This is a genomic window from Actinacidiphila acididurans, assembly GCF_016918855.1.
Lineage (GTDB): Bacteria > Actinomycetota > Actinomycetes > Streptomycetales > Streptomycetaceae > Actinacidiphila > Actinacidiphila acididurans.
This window is the reverse complement of sequence record NZ_JADKYB010000022.1, coordinates 34,213-55,863: the sequence shown is the minus strand read 5'-3', so window position 1 is coordinate 55,863 and position 21,651 is coordinate 34,213. Positions and strand designations below refer to the sequence as shown.

Genomic DNA, 21,651 nt, shown 5'->3' with positions numbered 1-21,651 from the left:
CCTCAGCCAGCCGTTCGGGCGAGGCGGGCCAGTCGCTGCGGGTCGGTGATGGAATCGATCGCCGCTACCCGCCCGGCCGTCACCGTGAAGGCCATCAAGGAGACGGGTTGTCCCGCGACCTGGACGAGGACGCCGGCGGCGCCGTTGACGAGGACGGGGCGGACATCTGCGGCGGGGCGGGCGAACATCATGGCGCGGGCGGCCACCGGCTGGGGGCCGCGGACGGTGACGGGAACGCCAGGGCGATCCGCCCCCGTGTCGGCGCGCAGCACGATCTCCGGGTCGAGGAGGGCGACCAGCCCGTCGAAGTCGCCGCCGCGGGCCGCGGCGAAGAAGGCGTCGACCACTTCGCGCTGGGCGGCGAGGTCCGGGTCGGGCGCGGGAGCACCCCCTTCCCGTACCCGGCGGCGGGCGCGGCTGGCCAGTTGGCGGGCCGCGGCCGGGGAACGCCCGACCATGGGCGCGATCTGGTCGAAGGGCAGGTCGAACATGTCGTGCAGCACGAAGGCCAGGCGTTCGGCCGGGGAGAGGGTGCCGAGCACCACGATCAGCGCGAGGCCCACCGAGTCGGCGAGCAGCGCCTCCTGTTCCGGGTCGGGTTCGCCCTCCCGGCCGAGCACCGGATCCGGCAGCCACAGCCCGCCCGGCTCCTCCGGGCGCGAGGCGCGGGCCCGCAGCACGTTCAGGCAGACCCGGGCCACGATCGTGGTCAGCCAGCCGCCGAGGTTCTCCACCCCGTCCGCCCCGGCCCGGCTCACCCGCAGCCAGGCGTCCTGCACCGCGTCGTCCGCCTCGGTCACCGACCCCAGCATCCGGTAGGCCACCGCCCGCAGATGCGCCCGGTGCTCCTCGAACCGCGCGGCCAGCCACTCCCGCTCGCCGGCCCGGTCCTCGTCGAAGACCTCACCGCCGCCGTCGCTGCCCACGTCAGCCCGGACATCCCCGCCCACGTCACCGCCGGCCCCGTCGCCGTCCGTCCCGTTCATCCCGCCGTGCCCTCCGCCTCGCGTCCGTACGTGTCCCGTACATGTCCCGTACGTCTTCGGTCCGTGTCGGTCCGCACCCCGGTCGTCCCGGGGCGGCCAGCGCGGCCGCCCCGGGACAGGGGCGGTCACCAGGCGGCGCCGGGCACCTGGAGGGTGACGCGGTTGAGCCGGTTGAAGACGTTGGTCGCGGCGATCTTGAGGACGAGGGCGGCCAGCCCCTTCTCGTCGTAGTGCCGGGCGGCCTCCGCCCAGACGTCGTCCGGCACGCCCTCGGGATTGTCGGCGAGGCGGGTGGCGCATTCGGTGAGCGCCAGGGCCGCGCGTTCGGCGTCGGTGAAGTACGGCATCTCGCGCCACACGGCCACCGCCCCCATGCGCTCGGCGGACTCGCCGTGCTTGACCATGTCCTTCGTGCCGGCGTCCACGCACGGCGCGCAGCCGTTGATCTGGCTGGCCCGCAGGTGGACCAGGTCGAGGGTGGCGCGGGGCACGCCGCCCTTGCCGCCGGCCGCGTCGAGTGCCACGGCCGCCTTCCACGCCTCGGGTATGACGCCGGCGGGGTTCTTCATGCGTGCTTCCATGATCGGCTGTCCTCCTGGCGCCCGCGGCTGACTGCGGGCGGGTCGTGTCCGGTGTGTGGGTCGCGCAACCCCGTCACCTTCTATGACCCGTGGCGCACGCGCGTTGTGACCGTGCCCGAGCGGACCGGTCGGGGCAGCACCCCGGCGGTGATCCCGGCCGAGACCCCGGCGGACGGGATGGCGGAGGCGGCGGATGTCCGGGGCGCGCCGGCCCGGCGTACCTCGGTCAGCAGGGTCAGCCCGGTCGGGTCGCGGCGGATGTCGAGCGAGCCGACCAGGTGGGCGCCCGCGCCCTCGAGGATCGCCTCGACGTCGCGCTCCTCGCGCTCGATCAGCGGCCAGTCGGCGCCGTACTTCATGGCGATGGCGAAGGGGTTCCCGGTGGCGATGTTGGAGAAGTAGAACGTGCCGCCGGGGCGGCACAGGCGCTGCAGGACCGTTTTGGCCAACGCCTGGGCCGGGCGTACGTCGAGGTAGTCGAAGAGGCCGCCGGCCAGCACCAGGTCGTAGGGGCCGGTCTCTTCCAGCACCGCGGCCTTGCGCAGGGCGTTGCCCTCGACGGTGCCGATGTGGCCGGCGGTGCGGGCGGGCAGGGTGGCCCGGGCGTGGGCGAGGGCGCCGGGGTCCATGTCGTTGAGCACGATGCGGTCGCCGGGCTGGAGCAGGTCCGGGTCCACTTCGCGCAGGTCGGCGGCGCCGCCGGAGGCGATGAGCAGGATCCGGCGGGCGGGGCGGGCGGCCGGATCCGCCAGCGCGGCCGTGATCAGCGCGGCCTGGTGGGCGATCTTGTTGTGGTGCTGCTGGGCCACCACCGAGTGCAGCAGGTATTCGTCGAACAGCCACCCGAAGCTGCCCGGTTCGCCGGTGACCTCGCGGGCCAGGATGTACTCGATCATCTCGAAGTCGCCGGGGAAGCCGCGCGGCTGCTCCTGCGCCCGGCGCACCAGCGTCGAACCGGACACGACCTCGCGCAGCGGCGCGAGGGCGGCGACGACCTGGCGCTCGCCCAGCCCCGAGTCGAGGGCGTGCCGCACCGCGGCGGGGAAGTCGCGGACCAGGAAGTCGGCGAGCGTGGTCAGCGCGTCGTGCGGGGCCATCCGTTCGGTTGCCGGGAGCAACCGGCAGTAGTCGGTGACGAACGCGGTCAGCCGCTCCGGCACGGCCGGCGGGCGCCCGGCCGGCGGCTGAGCGGCGGAATCGAGTACGGCGTCCATGAACAGGGACTCTCCGATTTGGGGGGACTGGGAACGATCTCCACAACGATGCGCGGTTCGCTTCGTCACGGGTGGGAATATGCCATCGGCGCCAGGCCGTTCGCCCGCCGTCCCCTGGCCGACCGTCACCCACGGGAAGCACTCGGTCACCTTTTGTTACTCTCGATTGCGGCGGCACCGCACGCGCAGACGGCGGGCCGTCTTCCCGTCACACCCTCGTAGTGCAAGGAGCCACGCACGCCATGGAGCGGACCCTGACCCTGGTGCAGCACAGGACCCCGGAGAGCGTCGCCCGGCGGCTGCTGCAAGCCTCGGCGGCCCACTCCTTCGACCCGTCGGTCGATGTCGACTGGGGCGCCCCCCGGCAGGAGGACGCCTGGTACCTCCAGCCCGAGCGGCTGTCGCTGTACGGCACCGCACTGTGGGACCGGATGGACGAGCGGCAGCGGGTGGAGCTGTCCCGCCGGGAGATCGGCAGCCATGTCGGCATGAGCACCTGGTTCGAGCTGTGCACGATCCGGATGTTCGCCGACTACCTGGAGTCCCGGGACATCCGCGACCCCCGCACTCATTACGCGCTGACCGAGATCGGCGACGAGACCCGGCACCTGATCATGTTCGGCCGGCTGCTGGCCGAGATGGGCGCTCCGGTGTACGGTCCGCCGGCGCATCTGCGCCGCCTGTTCTCGGTGTTCAGCCCGACCTTCGGCGACCTGACCAGCTTCGCGCTGATCCTGGTGCTGGAGGAGGTGCTGATCCGGGTGCAGCGGGAGACCGCGCGGGACGAGCGGGTGCAGCCGCTGATCCGCCGGATCTGCCGGATCCACGTCACCGAGGAGGTGCGGCACGTGAGCTTCGCCCGCGCCGAGTTGCACGACGCCGTGCGCCGCACCTCCCGCGCGCGCCTTGCGTACCATCGCGAACTCACGGGTTTCGGCGCGTGGATGGCCATGCGCTCGCTGCTGCACCGGTCGGTCTACGACGGTCTGGTGCCCGACCCGGCCGCGGCCCGCCGCGAGGCGGCGCGCAACCCGCACTACCGCGAAACGCTGTTGTGGAGCGCGGAGAAGCTGGTCGGCTTCCTCACCGAGGCCGGGATGATCACGCGCGCCGAGCACCACTGGTGGCGCCGGGCCGGCCTGATGCGCTGACGCCCGCGGCGGCACTTCGGCAAGTCCGGCAAGGCATGTCAAGTGGGAATTGGGGATTCCCCGATTGACGATTCAGTGGGCACGTTTCCCGATCGTGCGATCATCCCCGAATTGCTCTGGTCGAGTGGCAGCCTGCGCCAGGTCTTTTCAGGACCCGTTTTTCCCGCGACAGTCAAATTACTCCGTATGAGTCTTCCGGAGACTGTCGGCGAAATCGGGACGGAGGTCCGACGTGACCATCGCAGAGTGGCTCAAGCAGAATGTGACTACGGACGACAGAGCGCTCGACTGGTTCAGTGAGGAGGAGTGCGAGGACCGTATTGTCCGTGCCTATCAGGAGTTGCTGAGCGGCTACGACATCGACACGGCCAAGATCCTCAAGACCACGTGTCTGGTGGAGGGGGAGCACGCCGGCGTCGTGCGGGTGCACGACGCCAACTACTTCTCGATCTGCGCGCACCACTTTCTGCCCTTCTTCGGGAAGGTCAGCATTTCCTACGTCCCGGGCGACCGGATCCTGGGGCTGGGGAAGTTCCCGCGTCTGGTGCAGGCGTACAGCCGGCGGTTCCAGATCCAGGAGTACCTGGTCCGGGACATCGCCGAGGAGATCATGACGTCCGGCGGCGCCAAGGCGGTGCGCGTGACGTCCAGCGGCCGGCACATGTGCATGTGCAGCCGCGGACCGTCGGACCAGACCGTCGTCACCGACACCTCCTACGTCGCGGGCCACCAGGAGCTCCTGGGGAAGTACGGCCTTGCCGACTGATCCGGGCGCGCCTGGCGGGAGGTGCCCGTGTTCCCTCCCGCCAGGCGCCCGGACCGGCCCCCGTACGGCGGCGAACACCGCACGCCGTACGCCGGTCCGCGCCGCGCTCCGCACCCCCACCCGCACCGCAGCCCTCACCACCGCGCCACCCGCGCGCCGCGGCACCCGGGAGAACCATGTCCCACAGGTACGACACCGTTCCCGGCGCTGACGGTGCGGCGGCGCCCCGGCTGCAGGTGGCCCTGACCTGGCTCGCCGGTGTGCTGGCGGCCGTGGAGCTGGGGGCGATCCCGCCGGTGAGCCCCGCCGTCCAGTCGTCCCTGGGCCTGTCCTTCGGCACCGTGGCGTGGGCCACCTCCGGGATGACCGCCGTGGGCGCGGCGCTCGGCATCCCGGTGGGCTGGTGGACCAGCCGGTTCTGCGCCCGGTGCGCCCTGCTCACCGGGCTGGTCGCCCTCTCGGCGGCGGCCGGGCTGTGCACCTTCGCCCGCTCGTGGCCGATGCTGCTCGGCCTGCGCACCGCCGAGGGCGCCGGCTACCTGCTGGTCTTCGTGGCCGGCCCGATCGTGCTCACCAGGCTCACCCAGGGCCGCGCCCAGGCGGCGGCCCTCGCCCTGTGGGGCACCTGCGTGCCGACCGGCGTCGCCCTCGCCACCGCGGTGGGCGGCGCCCTGGCCTCCCGACTGCCCTGGTCGTGCTGGCTGGGCCTGACCGGCGTCGGCCCGCTGGCCGTCGCCGTCCTGCTCGCCCTGGCCCTCCCGCATCTGCCGAGCACCGCGACCGCCCGCCGCTCCCGTACCGCCGGCACCTGGGTACGGTTCCTCGCGCCGGCCGGGGCGTACGCCTTCATGTCGCTGGTCAGCGTGGCCATCGTGGTCGTGCTGTCGGAGTTCCTGCTCCGGGCCCGGCACGAGACCTTCGCGCAGGCCGGGGCCGAGGTCGCCGTCGTCTCCGCCGGGAGCGCGGTGGGCGGCCTGCTGGCGAGCTGGCTGCTGCGCCGGGGCGTCACCGTCGGGGCCCTCGCGCCCTTCGCCGTCCTGATGCCGCTCGCCTGCCTGCCGGCCTTCTCGGCGGGCGTGCCGCTGGGCGCGGGCGTGACCGCCGCCGTCCTGGTCCTGCTGGTCAACGGCCTGCTCATCTCCGCGGTGTACGCGGCGGTGCCGGCCATCGCCCGGCGACCCGAGGACGTCGACCTCGCCAACGGCGCCCTCACCCAGCTGGGGAGCCTCGGCGCGCTGGTGGGACCGCCCCTCTACGGCCTGGCGGTCGGGTACGCGGGCTGGGGCGGGACCGTGGCCGCCACCCTGCTGTTCGCGGGGCTCGGCACCTGGCTGCTGCTGGTCACCGCCCGCAGCGCCGCCCGCCCGGCCCCGGACTCGCTGATCCCGTCGGCCCGGCTGCCGATGTCCGCGCCTGATTCGGCGGCCCAGGATTCGGCCCAGGATTCGGCGGCTCAGGAGGACATCGTCGGAGGGCGCCCGGAATGAGAATCGATTTCCTTCGGCCGACCGACAATTCGTACCACGAATATTGCGTGCACTGCCATGCGGAGGCCGTCGAATGGATCACCGTGGGACGGCGCCGGAAGTGCGTATGCCGCTCGTGCGGAAAGCGGGCCGACCGAGCCATTGTCATCGACCCGGAGATTTCGTGGTGGACCGACGAGAGCGGGGAGTACTGGCACGAAAGCGCCGGCGTATTCGTCCGGGACCCCGGTGGGCGTTTCCTCTTTTTCCAGCGGGTGGCATTTCCCTTCGCGATGACCGTGCCGGCCGGCCATGTCGGACGGGGCGAGGCCCCGGACCGCGCCGCCGCGCGGGAACTCGCCGAGGAAGTCGGAATCCGCGGCGGGGCGCTGCGCCGTGTCGCGAGTGAGTACCTCGAGGGCGACGTCTGCCGCCGGGGCTCGGACGCGCACCTCTGGCACGCCTACCTCCTCGACGTCACCGCCGCCTCGGAGGTGGCGGTGAACGACGAGGGCGAGGCTCCCGTCTGGCTCTCGCTCGACGAGGCGCGCACGCGCCGGCTCACCTTCGCGGTGGAACGGATCGTCGAGAAGCACGCGGGCGCTCTCTGGTCCGGCGGCCGGCACAACTGACGGCCCGTCATGCACCGCGGTACGCCGGGCGGACGCGGCGTACCGCCGGCAGATACGTCGCCGCGTACACCGCCGTCGCCGTGGCCAGGACGGCGAAGCTCGGGGGCATGCGCGGGATCGCGTAGCTCAGGCCCAGGCCGGTCCACATCTCGGCGACCGCGAGCCCGGCGGACAGCGCCAGCCCCGAGTACGGCCGGGTGGTCAGCCGCTGGGCGGCGCCCGCCGGTGCCGCGAGCAGGCCGAGGACGAGCAGGGCGCCGACCGCCTGGGTGGCCTCGGCCGCGCAGGCACCGGCGATGGCGAGGAAGGCGAAGCCCAGCAGTCGTACCGGCACGCCACGCGCCGCGGCGACCGCCTCGTCCACGGAGGCGAACAGCAGCGGCCGGGCCACGGCCACCACGGCGGCGCAGATCCCGAGGCCGACCAGGGCGGCGGTCAGCGTCTGACTCGCCGACAGGCCGAAGATCGAGCCGAACAGGACGCTCACACCGGCGCCGCCGTTCCCGGCGCTGCGGGAGGTGGTGTACAGGGTCAGGAAGAACGCCCCGAGCCCGAGGAACCACGAGAAGACGCTGCCGATCGCCACGTCGTCGGCCCGGCCGCGCCGCCCGAGGGCGCCGAGCAGCAGCGCCACCGCGATGGTCGCCGCGTACAGCCCGATCCGCGGGTCGACGCCCATGGCCAGCGCGGCCAGCGCCCCGGTGAACGCGACATGGCTGAGCGCGTCCCCCGTGAAGACCTGCGCGCGCAGCACCAGGAACCACCCGGTCAGGCCCGCCGCGGCGGCGACCGCGGTGCCGGCGAGCAAGGCGTGCTGGAAGAAGGGGTGCTGGAGGGCGGCGGTCCAGCTGTGGCCGGCCAGTACGGTGATGGCAGGCGGGGCGGTCATACGGCACCTCCGGCGCGGGTGGCCGAACGGGACGCCGAACGGGTGGCCGTGCGCCCCGCGGCGGTCGCGGCGGCGCGCGCGAGGACATAGCCGCCGAAGGCGAACGTGGTCACCCAGAAGCCGATCGGATAGGGCGAGTAGTAGGCGACGGTCAGCCCGAGCCAGGTGGCCGCGACCGCGAGCAGCACGGACAGCGCCAGGCCGCGCGCCGGGCGGGCGGTGAGCGACTGGGCGGTCGCGGCGGGCATCACCAGCAGCGCGAAGACCAGCAGGGTGCCGGTGATCTGGCTGGTCGCGGCCGCCGCCGCGCCCAGCAGGACGAGGAAGGCGGTGGACAGCGCGCGCAGCGGCACTCCGCGGGCGGCGGCCACGTCCGGGTCGACCGAGGCGAACAGCAGCGGCCGGCCGATCGCGGCCAGCAGCGCGAGCACCGCGGCGGCCACCGCGACCAGCACCCACACCTGGCCGCCGGTGATGCCGAGGAAGCTGCCGAACAGCAGCGAAGTGGTGCCGCCCAGCAGCCCCTTGTACAGCGCGGTGAACAGGTAACCGCAGGCCAGCAGGAACGCCTGCACGGTCCCGGTGAGCGCGGACTCCTGGACGCCGCCGTCCCGCCCGGCCCGCGGCACCGCGGCAATGACCAGCGCGGCGGCGATGCAGAAGGCGAAGTAGCCGTAGACCGCGCTCACTCCGACGAGCACGGCCCCGGACGCGCCGGGAAACCCGACCACCGCCAGGGTGTGCCCGGCGAAGCTCTGCCGCCGCAGCACCATGAACCACCCCATGACACCCGCGACGACGGCCACGACGGTCCCGGCCCGGAAGGCGTTGACCATGAAGGGGTACGACCACATCTCCCGCAGGTCGTCCAGCAGGTTCCAGGACCAGGCGGGGGTGGTGTCGGCCAGTGTGCTGAGGGCGGTCACGACAACTCCCCGCGGGGGTCGGGGTACTGGTCGGTGTCGGCGTTGCGGTCGGTGTCGGGTCGGTGACCGGTGCCGGGATCCACGTGGCGGTCGACATCTGTGCGGCGCTCGATGTCGTGGTGCCGGTCGGTGTCGGTGTGCCGGTCGGCGTGGCGGTCGGTGTGCCGGGCCGGGGCCTCGGGCTGGCCGACGACGACCAGCCGCCCGTCGGAGGTGCGCAGGACCTCGACCGGCGTGCGGTACAGGCGGGTGAGGGTCTCGGTGGTGACGACCTCGGCCGGACTGCCGGCGACCGCCCCGCCCTCGGCGAGATAGACGACGCGGTCCAGGCGGGACAGGATCGGGTTGACGTCGTGCGCGACCATCACCACGGTCACGCCCTCCTCCCGGCAGATCCGGCCGACGAGCGCGGCGACCGCGGCCTGGTTGGGCAGGTCGAGGCTGTCCAGCGGCTCGTCGAGCAGCAGCAGCCGGGGCCGCCGTACCAGCGCCTGCGCGATCAGCAGCCGCTGCTGCTCACCGCCCGAGCACTGACCGATCGGCCGGTCCGCGTACGCCCCGGCCCCCACCAGGTCGATCACCTCCGCGATCCGCCGCCGCGCCGCTCTGCCCCCCGCGGTGCCCGGCAGCGGTACGCCCCACCGGTCGCCGTCCCAGCCGAGCCGTACGACATCGCTGCCGCGCAGCCGCAACGCCGGATCGAAACTCCGCCGCTGCGGCAGGTACCCCACCCGGTCCCCGGCCCGCCCTGGGGCACGCCCCAGCACCCGTACCTCCCCGGCAGCCGGCGCCACCGTCCCCAGCAGCACCTTCAACAGCGTCGACTTCCCCACACCGTTGGGCCCGAGCACGGCGGTGAACTCTCCCCCACCGATGTCCAGGTCGACCCCGGACCACAGGAGCCGTCCACCGACCCGTACGGAGGCGCCGCGGAGACTGATGACGGGGCCGCCGTCGCCCCCGGAAGGCTCGGCGAGGCCAGCTTCTGTTTCACCGGCACCCGGGCGAGCGGTGCGGGCCGGACGTCCGGCGCGGGAGCGAAAGGACACGCTCATTTCCCGCTGTCCTGGGCCAGCGCCCGGCTGAGCTGACGTACGGCTGGGGACTGCGGGGACGGGGAGCTGTTCATGCCCCTCACGCTAGATGAAAACGACTTTCACCTCCAGACCTACAACCCTCCGATATGAAAATCGTTACCGTTCCTTGGCTTGAGAGTGCCCAAGGGGGCACCTGGTGTGCATGTGACGGATGCGGGTGAACGGGCGGCCGCCTCCGGACCTTCAGGCGCCCGGGGCCGGGGCGGGTGTGCGCGCGGCAGCCTCCGCCCCGCCGGCGCCCCCATGCCCCCGACCGACGCGGCGACCCCCGCTTCGGTCGCCACTCGACAGGTGATCAGTTGCCTACCTGTTCTGTATCCACCAGACCAGCAGGGACACGACCGCGGTACCCACAGCGGTGCAGGCACCCTTGAAGATATTGACTCCCGCCGCCCGCGCCCAGTGCCGCCACCCGGCGCCGACGAGACTCTTTTCGTCGACGAGGTGGCCGGGGCGGACCGAACCGCTAGACTTCATGCTGGAGCTTCCTTTCTGGACCCATAAACAAAGGACGCTTTGCGAACAGGGAGTCCCCGGTCGACGCTCGCCAGCAGAACCGGTCGGACTCCCTTTTGCTTTCCGTGATCACCACCAGGGGATCTAATTTTAGCCAGCCGACACCTTCTTTTTGCGGTATTTTATGCTATTTTATCCCGCTTTCCTTCGCCCCGAATTGTCCGCTTTTCGCCGCTTGGCAGGATAGGCGAACAGCCCCATAATTGCTCGTGCGAAGTGCGCGTGCGACGCGGTGCGCACCAGAAAGGGTGGGCAATATGAATGCAGAGTGGCGGAAGAGCTCGATTTCAGGGCCGCAAGGAGACTGCGTCGAGGTGGCACTACTGGATAATATTCTGGTACGCCACTCGCAGGATCCGCGAGGCCCTGTTCTTGAATTTACGCGCCAGGCCTGGACAGACTTCATCGGCGCACTTTCAGAAGCCGGTGAACTGGCGGATTCACTCCCGATGAGCTGAACCGAGCGCCTCGGGCAGGTGGTGGCCCTGTCCTTTTGCCCATGCACCGGATCCCCCTCCTTCTTCTGTGCGCCAGGTCACCCGAACAGAAAATTCTCTGTCGCTTCGACCGCTACCGTCTTCTCCACCTGAATGAAGGCGTCAAGGTAGTCAGTGGGTCGGTTCTCCCCCTTGTATCCGGGCGCTTTCTCGCTGAAGAGGACCTGACCATCGGGCGTCTCGAGGTACGCGACCATGTCGTCCTCGGAGTTCGGGAATTCGAACAGTACGTACGGAGACCTGAACTGTGCGTAGATGCCGGCGGAGAACGGAGCGATCATCACCTTCACGTTGGGGAGTTCGTTGACGACGAGCAGCCTTTTGAGCTGATTTTCCATGACACGTTTGCCGCCGACTTCACGCCGCACCGTGGCCTCGTCAAGAATGAACGTGAGTTCCGGTCCGTCGGGCTGAAGCAGGCGATCCTGGCGCTCCAGGCGCAGGTTCAGGAGCGCTTCCGCGCGTTCGGCTGTCTCCACCTCCCCGAAGACGATTCGGGCGTAGTCCTCCGTCTGAAGCAGACCGGGCACCAGACTGGACTGGAAATTGCGAACCGCCGCCGCCGACGTCTCATAGGCCAGGTAGGTCAAGAACTCCGACGCGGCGACCCCGCGGTAAGGAGCCCACCACGGCGGCTGGCGGGCCGAGCGTGCCATGTCGAGGATTTCCTGCACCTGGCCTGAGTCGGTCACCGCATAGTGCGACAGCAGGACCCGGGCGTCGGTGATGGACACGCCCACCGACCCGTTCTCGATCCTGACGACCTTGGAAGGGGACCACTCCAGCGCTTCCGCGACCTCCCGCTGGGTCAGGCCGGCGGCGTCCCTGGCCTTCTTCAAACGGTCACGCAGCCGCTCCCGCTGGAAGATCGGGTCCTGGTCTCGTACTGCCATCAGCACTCCTCCCGCGCGCGGCACCCGAGCTCAGGCAAGCTGCCAACCGACGGCTTGCCGCACGGTTACCTTCAGCTGGTCACATTGCGGCTCATCTTATGGCCGTCCTCCCGTGTGGTGCCTGTCACTCTGGTTCATGCGCTTGGCCCTTCACCCAAATGCCGCAGCTCAGTCATGTTATATCCCGTCTGCTACATAGCACACTGGAGATGGACAAGATTCTTGAGCCGGTGTCAACCGGAACAATCCATTCACTTTCATCGGGAGAAGTGGCACGGCCGCTGAGGGGTCGGCGTGCTCTCAGCCGGGTGGCGCAGGCACCGGAGCCAGGACCGTAACCGCTGGTCAGGACACGACGCGCCTGAACAAGCCGTAGCGGCGAGTGCCTTCACCCCTGCGAGGCGGTTTGCAGTCGGCCTGCACCCCCGTGCGCGGTAGCCGGGCAGCTTCACTCCCGTTGCCCGACAGGGACGCGTACGCCGTGCCACCATGGGCTGTCCCGGGGTGCGTTGACGGGGCGTGCTGGGCGGAGCGGGTGCTGGGGGGGCTGGCGTGGGCGCAGCTGTGCGGTGGTCGGTGGCGGTGGCCGCCTCGGTCGCGGCCTTCTTCGTGGTCGCCGTGCCCTGGGCCGTGATCTCCAAGGGCCCCGACCCGTGGGACGTGATCGGTCCCGTCGCGGGCGTGGTCGCGGCCGGTGTGCTGGCGGCGCTCGGGTGGTGGGCGTCGCAGGCCGGCGCCACCGCGGGCGGCACCACCCGCTCCGTACGGCAGTCGGCCCGCGCGCGGGGCAACGTCCGCCAGACGGCGGGCGATCAGGGTGCCGCTTCGACCACCGCCCCCCGCCCCGCCCGGGTACGCATCCGCCAGAAGGCCCGCGGCGGCGGCGACATCGACCAGGTCGGCGGCAACCGGAGCTAGAAGACGTGAGTGGGGGACACCGGCGGTGAAGGAGCACCCGTCGCAGCACCGTACGCGCCAAAGCGCGCGTACGCAGGGGAACATCACGCAGATCACCGGCGACGTCCATGTGCAGCCGCCCGCCGGGGAGTCCGGGCCGCAGTGGCCGGTCTGGGTGGGCGCCGTCCCGAAGCTCGCCGCGGCCTTCCAGCCCCGCGCCTCCGCCCGCGAGGCCATCGCCGAGGCCCGGGCGGAGGGCGGCCACGTGGTCCTCTCCCAGGTCCTGGCGGGCGACGGCGGCGTCGGCAAGAGCCAGCTCGCGGCGGCGCTGGCCCGCGAACAGAGCGACCAGCCGCGGTCCGGGGACACCGGGCTCGACCTTCTGGTCTGGGTGAACGCCACCGAGCCCGACCAGATCATCACCGCCTACGCCGACGCCGCCGAACGCCTCGGCCTCCCCGGCTCTGCGTCGGGCGACCTCGCCGCCGCGGCCCGGGCGTTCCTCTCCTGGCTCCCCACCACCGAACGCCGCTGGCTGATCGTCCTCGACGACATCACCGACCCGGACGCCGTCGCCCCCTGGTGGCCCGACGGCAACCACCGCAACGGCTGGGTCCTCGCCACCACCCGCCGCACCGACGCCCTCCTGTCCGGCCAAGGGCGCCGCCTCATCCGTCTCGACCTCTACACCCCGGAAGAAGCGCACGCCTACCTCAAGCGCCGCCTCACCGACGCGGGCCACCCCCACCTCTACGACGCGACCACGGCCGGCCCGCTCGCCGACGAACTGGGCCGACTCCCCCTGGCCCTCGGCCACGCCGCGGCCTACATGATCAACAAACGCTGCGGCACCGCCGACTACCTGTCCCGCTTCCGCGACACCCGCAACAAGCTCGCCGATCTCCTCCCGCCCAACGCCGACACCGAGGGCTACGGCCGCCCCGTCACCACGGCCCTCCTCATCTCCCTGGACGCGGTCGAGGCCACCGACTCGACGGGCCTCGCCCGCCCCCTGCTCCAACTCATGGCCCTGACGGACCCCTTGGGCCACCCCGCCAGTTTGTGGACCACAGCCCCTGTTCTGACCCACCTCCGTACGACGCGCCCGGCTCGCCGCCGCTTGTTCCGCCGCGCCGAGCCGCCCGTCGTCACCGAGGAGGAGGTCGGCGCGGCGCTGGAGTCCCTGCGTACGTACGCCCTGATCGCCCAGGACGCGGTATCGGCCCCTATCCGCGTCCACGCCCTGACGGCTCGGGCCGTACGGGAGGGCATCCGGGCCGAAGCGCTGCCTGCGATGGCTCGCACCGTGGGGGACGCGATCGTCAGCCTGTGGCCCAACCCCGATCACGTGGACCTGGAACTGGCCGCGGCCCTACGGGCGAACGCCATGCTGCTCGACCAGCACACGTATCCGTGGTTGTGGAAGCCGGAGACACACACATGCCTGTACGCGGTCAGCAGCAGCCTGACGGCGGTCGGCCTCTACGGACAGGCTGTCGAGTACGACGAGAGGATGGTGAGGCAGAGCGAACGGATCCACGGCCCGGAGCATCTCGACACCGTGTCCGCCCGCAATGACCTTGCCGTTTCGTACAGTGACGCCGGGCGAACCCATGAGGCGCTTGCCCTGCGGGAGCGGGTTCTGGCGGACCGGGAGCGCCTTCTCCCTCCGGACGATCCCAGCGTCCTCACCGCCCGCAACAATCTGGCAGTCTCCTATCGCGCCGTGGGAAGGACCCAGGAAGCCCTCGACTTGCGTGAGACGGTTCTGGCGGACCGGGAGCGCGTCCAGGGTCCCGACCACCTTGAGACGATCTCCGCTCGCAGCAACCTGGCCGTTTCCTACCGCGATGCGGGACGGATGCGGGAGGCGATCGACCTGCGCGAGCGCGTTCTCGCGGACCGGGAGCGCCTTCTGGGCTCGCACCACCCCGACACGCTCGTCGCCCGGGTGAATCTGGCCATCTCCTACTCCGACGCCGGGCGGTCCCAGGAAGCGCTCGAACTCGAAGAGGAGGTCCTGGCGAGCTGGGAGCGTCTGTTGGGCCCGGACCACCCGTACACGCTCACCACCCGCATGAACCTGGCGATCTCCTACACCAAGATGGGACGAGTCCGGGAAGCGCTACAACTCGAAGAGCAGGTACTGGCTGACAGAGAGCGTCTTCTGGGGCTCGATCACCCCGACACACTCACCGCTCGCAGCAACCTGGCCGTGTCGTACGACACGATCGGGCAGAAGCAGAAGGCCCTTGGCCTGTTCGAACGAGTGGCGGCAGACCGGGAACGTGTTCTCGGCCCGGACCATCCCGACACGCTCACCTCTCGCAATCACCTGGCGATTCTCCGCGAGGAGGCTGCGGACTCGGCGTCCGAGGACGAGGGGGAGCCCTCTGCGGAGGGGCCCCCTGAGCCCGAGTGACCAGCGGCGATGGCATACCGCCTGTTAGCGGGCTCCGAACTCGCCCCGCGCGAGGCCGGCGAGGAAGGCGGCCCAGGCGTCGACGGTGAAGAGGAGGGCAGGACCGGTCGGGTTCTTGCTGTCGCGGACCGGGACGATGCCGGGGACGCCGTCGGCAACCTCCACACAGGCTGCGTTCTCCGAGCCGCTGTACGACGACTTGCGCCACGCGGTGAGGACAGAAGCGTCAGTGATGCTCTGAGACGTCATCGGCGTACTCTCTCAGGTAACGGCGGATCAGGTCGAGAGACTTGTGTTCCGGAAGGGCCTTCGATCGCACCACGTCGAAACGCTGGATGAGCCCTGTCACTCGCTTCGGCGAGTCTACTGCCTCGCCTGTGTCAAAGCTCTCGACCAAAGCGATGGTCGTCCCGTTCTTCAAGGTCAGCAGGGTCAGGCTGCCGCCCATCATCGGGTGCAGTGCCGCCTCGAAGGGCAGGACCTGGATGGTTACGTGCGGCTTCTCCGCCATAGCCAGCAGATGTTCAAGTTGCTCGCGCATGACCTGCTTGTCAGCCGTCGGCCGCTTCAGAGCCGCCTCATCGATGACGGCCCAATACATCGGTGGTTCGGGGTTGAACAGGCGCCCCTGACGCTTCAAGCGAGTAGCCACACGATCGTCCAGCTCGTTCAGCGACTCTATGGGGAGACCCACCGTGAACGACTCCCGTGCAAAGCCTTCCGTCTGGAGCAATCCGGGGATCACGCTCGTGGCAAAGACCTGGATCCGGATCGCATCGGCTTCCTTGGCCACGAACTCCCGGCTGTAGTCGGCAATCAACGAATCCCGTGCCATACCGAGCAATTCGACGAACAACCCATCCGCTGTGAAGTACACGTCGAAAGCCTGGGCCAACGCTTCGGAGGGGAGCTGCTCCCCCCGCTCGACCCGGCTGATGTACGTGTGCGGGTAGCCGAGCTTGTCCGCCAGCCCCCGCAGGGAGAGGCCGGCCTGCTCACGGAGGCGCCGCAGCCTGCGGCCGAGCAGGGCGCGGGGAGTGGCCCTGCCGTCGTCCTCGTTGTTCAGCTCCATCGATCGAACTCTCCTTCAACTCGGCGTCCACGCACGCCTACCGGTCACAGTATCTGCGTAGTACGCAGTGTGCCGCGTAGGCCATGGTGAAGGTCCAGCACGCGCGACGTTCACCCCTAGGAGCAGCGCCCCATGAGCAAAATTGACACCTGTCGCCCCGGGGAAAGGGCGGGGCGTTGTGAAGGGTGAGACCAGAGCCCCGTTGACGGAATGCGCCGGCTTCGGAGCGGCGAACACCTCCCCCGCGGCGGCCCGGGCCTTCGTCCGCCGGACGCTGCGGGCATGGGGGCTGACCGGCCTGGCCGAGAACGCCGAGTTGATCGTGTCGGAGCTGGTCACGAACGCGGTGAAGGCGGCGTACCGCGCAGATCAAGGCCGTGCCGACCCGCACGCGGTGAACGTCGAACTCCACGCCGACGAAAAAGCCCTCCGCATCGCCGTCCACGACACCAACACCAACCGCCCCGTCCCCCAAGTCGTCGACGAAGACGCGGAAGGCGGCCGCGGCCTCCTCATCGTGGAGGTGTGCAGCGCCCGCTGGGACGTCGTTCTCAACCCGGCCCACGGCAAGACCGTCTGGGCCGAACTCGACCTCTGCGCTGCAGAAATGGCGTAGCCGGCGCCTTCCGTCCGGAAGCCCTCGGAAAGGAAGCCCCCTTGCCCGCACTCCACGACATCGCCGCCGAAACCGAACTCTGGGACACGTACGCCACCAGCGTGTTCGACCCCCAGGCCGAGCCGTCGTTCCGCTGGACGCAGTACGAAGGGCACGGCCCCGGCCCGGAGTTGCTGGGGGATCCGGAGAGGGTGCTCGAAGTCGGGTGCGGGACCGGGCGGGCGGTGGCGTATCTGGCGGGGCGGGGTGTCAAGGCGAAGGGGGTGGACCTGTCGCCGGTCATGGTCGGGAAGGTCAGCGAGAAGTGGGCGGGTACGGGCGCGGAGTTCGTGTGCGCGGAGGTGCTGGAGTACCTGGGCGACTGCACGGAGACGTGTGACGCGGTGTACTCGATGTTCGGGGCGGTCTGGTTCACCGACCCGGGCAGGCTGTTCCCGTTGATCGCCGCGCGGCTGCGGCCCGGTGGGGTGCTGGTGTTCTCCCAGCCGCCCGCGATCCCGGGAGCGTACGGGCCGCAGGGAATGTACAAGGGCGGCTTCGCGGGCAGGGCGATGTACACGTACCGCTACAGCTATCGGCCCCGGGTCTGGGAACACCTGCTGCTGCGCGCCGGCTTCACGGAGGCCGAGGCCCGGGTCCTGGACGCGCCCGAGCCCGGACACATCCCGACACTGATCGTGCGCGGCGTCCGCGGTCCGGGGGCGGCTACTCCCGGGAGGACGCCCACTCCTCCGACAGGAGGCCCAGGATGACGAGGTCGGCGAAGGTGCCGTAGATCCAGGCGGCGCGGCGGAGGGTGCCTTCGGGGGCGAAGCCGGCGCGGGTGGCGGCGGCGATCATGGGAGCGTTGTCGGACACGGTGTCCACTTGGAGGCGCTGCAGGCCGCGCACGGCGAAGCCGTATTCGCACAGGACGCGGACGATGTCGGTGCCCAGGCCGCGGCCGCGGAAGGCGGAGAGCAGGGAGAGGCCGAGGTGGGCCGACCTGTTGTGGGAGTCGACACCCCACAGGGAGGCCATGCCGGCCAGCGCGCCGGATTCGAGGTCCACCACCGAGAACTGGGCCACGGTGTCCGACGGCTCCTGCACCGCGAAGGGCGAGTGGCCCGAGCTCACCGGTATCGGCACCCACGGCCGAGGATTGGCGCGTGCCTGGGCGGCCACGTCCTCGTAGAACTCCGCGTGCAGCACGGGTACATCCGTCAACTGCCGGGCCCGCAGCCCGATTTTCGCTCCGCGTATCACCCACCATGGCTATCGCAGGGCCGCCGCGCGATCAACGGGATTTCTCCGGCCGCGGGCCGCGGGCCGCGACGTTACGCCAAAGAGCGGCCCGGCGTCGGGCGGTCCAGGGGGAGGACCACGGTGGTGTAGAAACGCTGGACCGCCTCGTCGACGCTGCGGATGAAGCCGGATTCGGCGTTGCCGCGGGTGCTGCCCATGCTCTTGAAAAGGGACAGGCGGAAGCCGGTGACGGGTGCGCCGTCCTTCGGGAGGAGGTCGGCCGGTTCGGGGCGGAGGCGTTCGAGGGTGCCGCGGGGTCCGCCCGTGACGCCCTCGACGAGGGTTTCGACGTGGAGGTCGGCCGGTGCCTCGGCCAAGCTCCGGATCAGCCGCTTCGCCCAGCTCAAGGGGTAGCCCTGTTCGGGAGCCGCGACCTCGACGGAGGTACGCAGCTTGCCGGTGCGCAGGTCCGCTGTGATCGCCAGGACCCCGGGCGTGCCCTCGATGCGCACCTCGGAGTGGAGCTTGCCGTCCGCACAGAGCTGGTCGGCGAGCCGGGCGCGGCGCGCTCCCTGGTCCGTGCCGCGCCGGGCGCGCTGGACGGGCAGCACCTTCTGGCCGAGTTCACCGCCGAGACCCAGGCAGACCTGCCGGATCAGCCGCTCCCAGCTCTCGACCACGTCCAGCGCGCGCGGGTCGCCCTGGGACAGGGTCTCGTCGTCTATGCCGTTGCGCACGGGCACCCAGGCCGGACCCATGTTCTGGAAGCCATGGCACCCGGAGTTGTCGTGCTGGAGGTAGTGCAGCAGCTCCTGGAGCAGCCACGCGTGTGCCATGTTGCCGACGCCTTCGTGCCGCAGCAGCATCTGCGCCTGGTGTGCGACGTCCGCCCAGGACAGGTGCCACAGCGCCACCTTGTGCTTGCGCCGGCCGTCGACCTTCACGTCGACAAGCGGACTGCCCTCCAGCGCCACGTCGTTGGACAGCGTGATGACGGCCTCGTAGCCGCGCCGCGCGGCGATGTCCATGTACGCCTGCACCTGGTCCGGCTTCAAGGGGTTGCCGTTGGTCTTCGTCTCGACCAGTGCCGTCCACAGCTTGCCGGCCCGCTCGACGCGGATCACTCCGTCGGGCCGCCTCGGGGTGTCCCCGTGCCGCAGGGCGACCTCAGTGAACGTCTCCATCCGTCCGGCCGGTGCGCCGAACGCCGCGGTGATGCGCCGGCCGAACTCCGGCACCTGCGCCATCACCGACAGCAGTACCGAGGTGGCCCGCGTCTCCCGGTCCCGGTCGTTCTTGAGCGCCGACACCGGGAACAGCCTGGCCTCCCGCCAGGACTCGTTCTCCGCCAGGGACTTCCTGGGCGCCTTGGGCAGGGTGATCTTCTTCTTGGCGGTACGGGGCCGCGCCGCCGGCTGCTGCGGGCCGCTGTCCTCCTCCGGCGGCCGAGCGGCCGGTACGTCCACGTCGGGCTTCAGCAGACCTGACGCGCGTGCCGGAGCCGGTCCGGCCGCCGGATCCACACCCGGTCCGGCCGCCGGATCCGCACCCGGCGCCTGGTGAATCGCCTCGCGCTCCGAGGACGCGGCCCCGGCCTCCTCCCCCGCCTCCTGCTCCTCCTCCACGGTCCCGTCGTCCGCGTCGTCGTCGATGTCGACGCCGAAGTCCATGGCCAGACCGGCCAGACCGCTCTCGTAGCCCTGCCCGACGGCACGGAACTTCCATTCGTCCCCGCGCCGGTACAGCTCGCCGAAGATGATCGCGCTCACCGCGTCGGCGTCGCCGATGGCGAAGTGGAGCAGGTTCTCGCCGGCTCCGTCGGCCAACGACAGGGTCAGATCGTCCAGTTCGCCGAAGCGGGTGCCGTCGTACCGGCTCGCGGCCACCACCATCCGGTCGATGTCGGCCGGGACCGCGGTCATGTCGAAGCCGATCCGGTCCTCGCTGCCCTGCTCGGTCGGCGTCTTGCCCAGAAGGTGCACGCTGCCGTCGGGGGCGACCGGGTTGTTGTAGAAGTAGAAGTCCGCGTCGCTGCGCACCTTGCCGTTGGCGTCCAGCAGCAGGACGGACACGTCCGCGTCCCCCTCACCGGTAGTGCTGGCCCAGCCCAGGCTGACGATCACCGAACCGGCGTTCTCGCTCAGGCTCGCCAGCGACACGTTCGAGCCTTTGATCATTTCGCGCACACTTGCCCCCCAATGCCGACGACGCGGTGTGACACGTCGCACACGCAGAGAACTGTAGTGCGCCGAGAACGACCGTCGGACCGTACGGAAAAAGGCTGGTACTCACGAGGGCGGTGAGGCCGCGGAGGCACGGCGGGGAGCACGGAAGAGGCGGCGGGCGGGGTGTTCCCGGGGGAGGACGGGTGCGGGTACAGGCTCGGGGGCCGGCAGAGAGGAAGAGGGAGCACCTTCGGGGAAGACCGCCTGGAAGTGGGCGCCGTGCGTCGAGGGGAGGATGGAAAGGGTTGCCGCGTGGGCCGTGGCGATGTCGCGGGCTATGGGGAGGCCGAGGCCGGAGCCGCCGGTGTCGCGGGAGCGGGCCGCGTCGAGGCGGGTGAAGCGCTGGAAGACGGTGGCGTGGTGGGCCGGGGGGATGCCGTCGCCGTCGTCGATGACGTCGAGGACGAGGTGGCCGTCGGGGCGGCGGGCGAGGGTGACGCGGACGGTGGTGGTGGCGTGCCGTACGGCGTTGTCGACGAGGTTGGCGACCAGGCGGCGCAGGTGGTCGGGGGAGCCGAGGATCAGCAGGTCGGGGGCGAGGTCGAGCAGGACGCGGACCTCGAGGCGGGGGCGGCGGCGGGCGGCCTCCTCGGCGACGAGCTGGGCCAGGTCCAGTTCGCGTACCCGCAGCGGGCGGCGCGCGTCGAGGCGGGCGAGCAGCAGCAGGTCGGAGGTGAGGGTCTGGAGCCGGGCCACATCCGCGAGCGCCTCCTCGGCCAGGGCCTTCTCCTGCGGGCCGGCCAGCTCCAGCCGGGTGCGCAGGATCGCCATCGGGCTGCGCAGTTCGTGCGCGGCGTCGGCGACGAACTGCCGGTGCGCGTCCACCGCGGTCCGCAGCCGGTCCAAGGTGGCGTTGACGGTACGCGCCAGCGCCGCGATCTCGTCCCGCGTGGCCGGCTCCGGCACCCGCTCGTGCAGGCCGTACGCCGTGATGTCGGCGACCTTCGCGCGGATCGCGGACACCGGGCGCAGCGCGCGACCCACCGCCAGCCAGCTGAACAGCGCGACCAGCGCGAGCAGCGCCGGCACGCCCGGGATCAGCAGCCGGGTCAGGGTCCGCATCGCTTGCCGGGCCGGCGCCAGCGGCGCGCTGCCCTGCACGGTCACCGTGCCGTTCACGCCCTGGAGCACCTGGGTGATGACCAGTTGGCCGTTCGCGCCCTTCGTGGCGCTGTACGACACCGGGACCACCAGCTTGCCCGAGCCTGCCGCCGTACCGGGACGCTTCTCAGTGAGTGACGTGCCCCCGGACGCCGTCTTGGTGACCGGTACGCCCGCCACCCGCGGCAACGGCGACGCGCCGCCCGGCCCGGACGAACCGATCACCCCGTACGGCACCCCCGCCGCCGGTCCCGTCACCGGCAACGGCAGCTTCCCGCCGGGCACGCCGCCCGCCTTCACGCTCTCCATCAAGACGAAACCCTGCTTGGCCGCCCGCGCCTGCGCGTCCTGAAGCGCCGACTCCTTCGTGGAGTCCGCCAGGCTCGCGTCGAGCGCGGCGAACAGCGCGATCGAGGCCAGGCACAGGGCGACGGCCACCGCGGCGGTCGCGGTGAGCGTGGTCCGCAGCCGTACCCCCAT

The 21,651-nt window shown here is 71.0% G+C and carries 20 protein-coding genes and 1 pseudogene; 9 read left to right on the top strand and 12 right to left on the bottom strand.

Annotation, left to right across the window (positions count from 1 at the left end; genetic code table 11):
• Positions 1 to 2: 2 nt before the first annotated feature.
• The 3 genes from ITX44_RS31790 to ITX44_RS31780 form a co-directional block, all read right to left on the bottom strand.
• Complete coding sequence (locus tag ITX44_RS31790) at positions 3 to 986, bottom strand: sigma-70 family RNA polymerase sigma factor (protein ID WP_205361655.1); 984 nt, start codon at positions 984 to 986, stop codon at positions 3 to 5.
• Between the two features lie 125 nt (positions 987 to 1,111).
• A complete protein-coding gene (locus tag ITX44_RS31785) occupies positions 1,112 to 1,567 on the bottom strand; it encodes a carboxymuconolactone decarboxylase family protein (RefSeq protein ID WP_236062075.1) in 456 nt (151 codons plus the stop codon).
• A gap of 80 nt (positions 1,568 to 1,647) precedes the next feature.
• Positions 1,648 to 2,781 carry a class I SAM-dependent methyltransferase gene (locus ITX44_RS31780; RefSeq protein WP_205361653.1) on the bottom strand — a complete coding sequence of 378 codons (1,134 nt, stop codon included), beginning with the start codon at positions 2,779 to 2,781 and terminating at the stop codon, positions 1,648 to 1,650.
• A 242-nt stretch (positions 2,782 to 3,023) separates the two neighbouring features.
• Between ITX44_RS31780 and ITX44_RS31775 the strand changes: the two genes are divergently transcribed.
• The 4 genes from ITX44_RS31775 to ITX44_RS31760 all read left to right on the top strand — a co-directional run bounded on the left by ITX44_RS31775 (position 3,024) and on the right by ITX44_RS31760 (position 6,796).
• Positions 3,024 to 3,932, top strand: a complete 909-nt coding sequence (locus tag ITX44_RS31775; protein WP_205361651.1) for an AurF N-oxygenase family protein — start codon at positions 3,024 to 3,026, stop codon at positions 3,930 to 3,932.
• A gap of 232 nt (positions 3,933 to 4,164) precedes the next feature.
• Positions 4,165 to 4,698: a GTP cyclohydrolase I gene (gene folE / locus ITX44_RS31770; protein ID WP_205361648.1), complete on the top strand. Its 534-nt coding sequence runs from the start codon at positions 4,165 to 4,167 to the stop codon at positions 4,696 to 4,698.
• Positions 4,699 to 4,874: 176 nt separating this feature from the next.
• Positions 4,875 to 6,185, top strand: a complete 1,311-nt coding sequence (locus ITX44_RS31765) for an MFS transporter (RefSeq protein ID WP_205361647.1) — start codon at positions 4,875 to 4,877, stop codon at positions 6,183 to 6,185.
• Positions 6,182 to 6,796 carry an NUDIX hydrolase gene (locus ITX44_RS31760; RefSeq protein WP_205361646.1) on the top strand — a complete coding sequence of 205 codons (615 nt, stop codon included), beginning with the start codon at positions 6,182 to 6,184 and terminating at the stop codon, positions 6,794 to 6,796. The genes ITX44_RS31765 and ITX44_RS31760 overlap by 4 nt, the downstream gene beginning before the upstream one ends.
• A gap of 7 nt (positions 6,797 to 6,803) precedes the next feature.
• Here ITX44_RS31760 and ITX44_RS31755 read toward each other — a convergent pair whose 3' ends face one another.
• The 3 genes and pseudogenes from ITX44_RS31755 to ITX44_RS31745 all read right to left on the bottom strand — a co-directional run.
• Positions 6,804 to 7,685, bottom strand: coding sequence for a metal ABC transporter permease (locus ITX44_RS31755; protein ID WP_205361645.1), 882 nt, complete (start codon positions 7,683 to 7,685; stop codon positions 6,804 to 6,806).
• Positions 7,682 to 8,611 carry a metal ABC transporter permease gene (locus ITX44_RS31750; protein ID WP_307795589.1) on the bottom strand — a complete coding sequence of 310 codons (930 nt, stop codon included), beginning with the start codon at positions 8,609 to 8,611 and terminating at the stop codon, positions 7,682 to 7,684. The genes ITX44_RS31755 and ITX44_RS31750 overlap by 4 nt, the downstream gene beginning before the upstream one ends.
• A pseudogene (locus tag ITX44_RS31745) lies at positions 8,608 to 9,531 on the bottom strand (metal ABC transporter ATP-binding protein); the annotation flags it as partial. The pseudogene ITX44_RS31745 and the gene ITX44_RS31750, both read right to left, overlap by 4 nt.
• Before the next feature lie 950 nt (positions 9,532 to 10,481).
• On the opposite strand from ITX44_RS31745, the gene ITX44_RS31740 reads away from it, so the two are divergent.
• The gene (locus ITX44_RS31740) at positions 10,482 to 10,682 is read left to right on the top strand and encodes a DUF397 domain-containing protein (RefSeq protein ID WP_205361644.1); all 201 of its coding nucleotides are present in this window, start codon (positions 10,482 to 10,484) and stop codon (positions 10,680 to 10,682) included.
• A 77-nt stretch (positions 10,683 to 10,759) separates the two neighbouring features.
• On the opposite strand, the gene ITX44_RS31735 is transcribed toward ITX44_RS31740, so the two are convergent.
• Positions 10,760 to 11,614 (bottom strand): helix-turn-helix domain-containing protein, encoded by an 855-nt coding sequence (locus tag ITX44_RS31735; RefSeq protein WP_205361643.1) that lies wholly within the window; start codon positions 11,612 to 11,614, stop codon positions 10,760 to 10,762.
• A 552-nt stretch (positions 11,615 to 12,166) separates the two neighbouring features.
• Here ITX44_RS31735 and ITX44_RS31730 point away from each other — a divergent pair.
• On the top strand, positions 12,167 to 12,532 hold the full coding sequence (locus ITX44_RS31730; RefSeq protein ID WP_205361642.1) for a hypothetical protein: 366 nt from the start codon (positions 12,167 to 12,169) through the stop codon (positions 12,530 to 12,532).
• A 25-nt stretch (positions 12,533 to 12,557) separates the two neighbouring features.
• Entirely contained in the window at positions 12,558 to 14,933 is a 2,376-nt protein-coding gene (locus ITX44_RS31725) for a tetratricopeptide repeat protein (RefSeq protein ID WP_205361640.1), read from the top strand.
• 24 nt (positions 14,934 to 14,957) lie between these two features.
• On the opposite strand, the gene ITX44_RS31720 is transcribed toward ITX44_RS31725, so the two are convergent.
• The gene (locus tag ITX44_RS31720; RefSeq protein ID WP_205361638.1) at positions 14,958 to 15,182 is read right to left on the bottom strand and encodes a DUF397 domain-containing protein; all 225 of its coding nucleotides are present in this window, start codon (positions 15,180 to 15,182) and stop codon (positions 14,958 to 14,960) included.
• Positions 15,160 to 16,005, bottom strand: a complete 846-nt coding sequence (locus tag ITX44_RS31715; protein WP_205361636.1) for a helix-turn-helix domain-containing protein — start codon at positions 16,003 to 16,005, stop codon at positions 15,160 to 15,162. The genes ITX44_RS31720 and ITX44_RS31715 overlap by 23 nt, the downstream gene beginning before the upstream one ends.
• Positions 16,006 to 16,207: 202 nt before the next feature.
• On the opposite strand from ITX44_RS31715, the gene ITX44_RS31710 reads away from it, so the two are divergent.
• A complete protein-coding gene (locus ITX44_RS31710; protein ID WP_205361634.1) occupies positions 16,208 to 16,621 on the top strand; it encodes an ATP-binding protein in 414 nt (137 codons plus the stop codon).
• A 41-nt stretch (positions 16,622 to 16,662) separates the two neighbouring features.
• The gene (locus tag ITX44_RS31705) at positions 16,663 to 17,373 is read left to right on the top strand and encodes a class I SAM-dependent methyltransferase (RefSeq protein ID WP_205361632.1); all 711 of its coding nucleotides are present in this window, start codon (positions 16,663 to 16,665) and stop codon (positions 17,371 to 17,373) included.
• Here the strand turns inward: ITX44_RS31705 and ITX44_RS31700 are convergent.
• The 3 genes from ITX44_RS31700 to ITX44_RS31690 all read right to left on the bottom strand — a co-directional run bounded on the left by ITX44_RS31700 (position 17,327) and on the right by ITX44_RS31690 (position 21,651).
• Positions 17,327 to 17,866 carry a GNAT family N-acetyltransferase gene (locus ITX44_RS31700; RefSeq protein WP_205361630.1) on the bottom strand — a complete coding sequence of 180 codons (540 nt, stop codon included), beginning with the start codon at positions 17,864 to 17,866 and terminating at the stop codon, positions 17,327 to 17,329. The two genes, ITX44_RS31705 and ITX44_RS31700, sit on opposite strands and share 47 nt — an antisense overlap.
• Before the next feature lie 71 nt (positions 17,867 to 17,937).
• Positions 17,938 to 20,022 carry a TerD family protein gene (locus ITX44_RS31695; protein ID WP_205361629.1) on the bottom strand — a complete coding sequence of 695 codons (2,085 nt, stop codon included), beginning with the start codon at positions 20,020 to 20,022 and terminating at the stop codon, positions 17,938 to 17,940.
• Positions 20,023 to 20,133: 111 nt separating this feature from the next.
• Positions 20,134 to 21,651, bottom strand: coding sequence for a sensor histidine kinase (locus ITX44_RS31690; RefSeq protein WP_205361628.1), 1,518 nt, complete (start codon positions 21,649 to 21,651; stop codon positions 20,134 to 20,136).

Bases quoted from the DNA above. Each gene is read 5' to 3' on its own strand.
- ITX44_RS31790 (WP_205361655.1), bottom strand. From the start codon at position 986: ATGAACGGGACGGACGGCGACGGGGCCGGCGGTGACGTGGGCGGGGAT.
- ITX44_RS31785 (WP_236062075.1), bottom strand. From the start codon at position 1,567: ATGGAAGCACGCATGAAGAACCCCGCCGGCGTCATACCCGAGGCGTGG.
- ITX44_RS31780 (WP_205361653.1), bottom strand. From the start codon at position 2,781: ATGGACGCCGTACTCGATTCCGCCGCTCAGCCGCCGGCCGGGCGCCCG.
- ITX44_RS31775 (WP_205361651.1), top strand. From the start codon at position 3,024: ATGGAGCGGACCCTGACCCTGGTGCAGCACAGGACCCCGGAGAGCGTC.
- ITX44_RS31765 (WP_205361647.1), top strand. From the start codon at position 4,875: ATGTCCCACAGGTACGACACCGTTCCCGGCGCTGACGGTGCGGCGGCG.
- ITX44_RS31760 (WP_205361646.1), top strand. From the start codon at position 6,182: ATGAGAATCGATTTCCTTCGGCCGACCGACAATTCGTACCACGAATAT.
- ITX44_RS31755 (WP_205361645.1), bottom strand. From the start codon at position 7,685: ATGACCGCCCCGCCTGCCATCACCGTACTGGCCGGCCACAGCTGGACC.
- ITX44_RS31740 (WP_205361644.1), top strand. From the start codon at position 10,482: ATGAATGCAGAGTGGCGGAAGAGCTCGATTTCAGGGCCGCAAGGAGAC.
- ITX44_RS31735 (WP_205361643.1), bottom strand. From the start codon at position 11,614: ATGGCAGTACGAGACCAGGACCCGATCTTCCAGCGGGAGCGGCTGCGT.
- ITX44_RS31720 (WP_205361638.1), bottom strand. From the start codon at position 15,182: ATGACGTCTCAGAGCATCACTGACGCTTCTGTCCTCACCGCGTGGCGC.
- ITX44_RS31715 (WP_205361636.1), bottom strand. From the start codon at position 16,005: ATGGAGCTGAACAACGAGGACGACGGCAGGGCCACTCCCCGCGCCCTG.
- ITX44_RS31695 (WP_205361629.1), bottom strand. From the start codon at position 20,022: ATGATCAAAGGCTCGAACGTGTCGCTGGCGAGCCTGAGCGAGAACGCC.
- ITX44_RS31690 (WP_205361628.1), bottom strand. From the start codon at position 21,651: ATGGGGGTACGGCTGCGGACCACGCTCACCGCGACCGCCGCGGTGGCC.